Annotated in this window: 1 protein-coding gene; it reads left to right on the top strand. The window is 55.2% G+C overall.

Annotated elements, in window-relative coordinates:
* The first annotated feature begins 70 nt into the window (after positions 1–70).
* Positions 71–1146 (top strand): IS3 family transposase gene (locus tag A0251_RS17065; RefSeq protein WP_156478318.1). Its coding sequence is split into 2 segments (ribosomal slippage): positions 71–323 and positions 323–1146, totalling 1077 coding nucleotides; the frame shifts between segments, so codons are not numbered across the junction.
* Positions 1147–1186: the final 40 nt, after the last annotated feature.

Genomic DNA, 1186 nt, shown 5'->3' with positions numbered 1-1186 from the left:
TAATCACCCCGAAATTTAGCCCTGCTCAAAAGTAGAATTTTCTCGTAACCTAGCACGAAGGAGATTCTGCATGAAGAAGTCACGATTTTCGGACAGCCAGATCCTGGCGATCCTCAAGCAAGCGGAGAATGGCGTCCCTGTTCCCGAGCTGTGCCGGGAGCATGGCATGAGCAGCGCCAGCTTCTACAAGTGGCGCGCCAAGTACGGCGGTATGGACGCGTCCTTGATGGCTCGCCTGAAGGAGCTTGAGGACGAGAACCGCAGGCTCAAGAAAATGTATGCCGAGGAGCGCCTCAAGGCCGAGATTGTCCAGGAGGCACTCACAAAAAAGTGGTAAAGCCATCCCGGCGCAAGGAGATGGCTCAACAAGCAGTCGCAGCCAATGGCGTCTCAGTCCGCCTAGCCTGTACGGCGTTCAGGATCAGCGAGACCTGCTACCGGTATCAGCCTGCTCTCTGTGATGAGAACGTCGAGATCGCCGATTGGCTGGTCAAGCTGACCGAGGAAGAGAGTGACTGGGGTTTCGGCCAGTGCTTTCACTATCTTCGCAACGTCGAGAACAAGGGCTGGAATCACAAGCGGGTATACCGCATTTACTGCGAACTTGCGCTGAACCTGAGAATCAAGCCCAGGCGCCGCTTGAATCGGCAAACGCCTGAGCCCCTGAAGGAGCCGATCAAGCCGGACCAGATATGGTCGATGGACTTCATGCACGATCAGCTCAGCGATGGCAGGAACTTCCGTTTATTCAATGTGATTGACGATTACCGGCGTGAAGGATTGGCCATTGAGGCAGGCTTCTCGCTGCCAACGATGCGGGTGGTTCGGGTGCTGGACCAGCTTCTCGAGTGGCGAGGCAAACCGACAGCCATTCGCTGCGATAACGGGCCCGAGTTCATCAGCCACGATTTCGTCGGTTGGGCTCAGAAGCGGGAGATTCGCATAGAGTATATTCAGCCCGGAAAGCCGCAGCAGAATGCCTATATCGAGCGTGCAAACCGGACAATCCGTTACAGCTGGCTTAGCAAACACCTGTTCGACAGCCTGGAGGAAGTTCAGGATTATGCGACCAAGTGGTTATGGTTTTACAATCACCGTCGACCCCACAAAGCCAATGGCGGCAAGCCGCCACTGATGGCTGCGTAAGCTCTACTTTTGGGCGATGCTAAAAATGGGGTGATTACCC

This window comes from Alcanivorax sp. NBRC 102024, assembly GCF_001602235.1.
Classification (GTDB): Bacteria; Pseudomonadota; Gammaproteobacteria; order Pseudomonadales; family Alcanivoracaceae; genus Alcanivorax.
The sequence above is the reverse complement of the archived record's forward strand: the minus strand, read 5'-3'. Positions and strand labels throughout refer to the sequence as shown.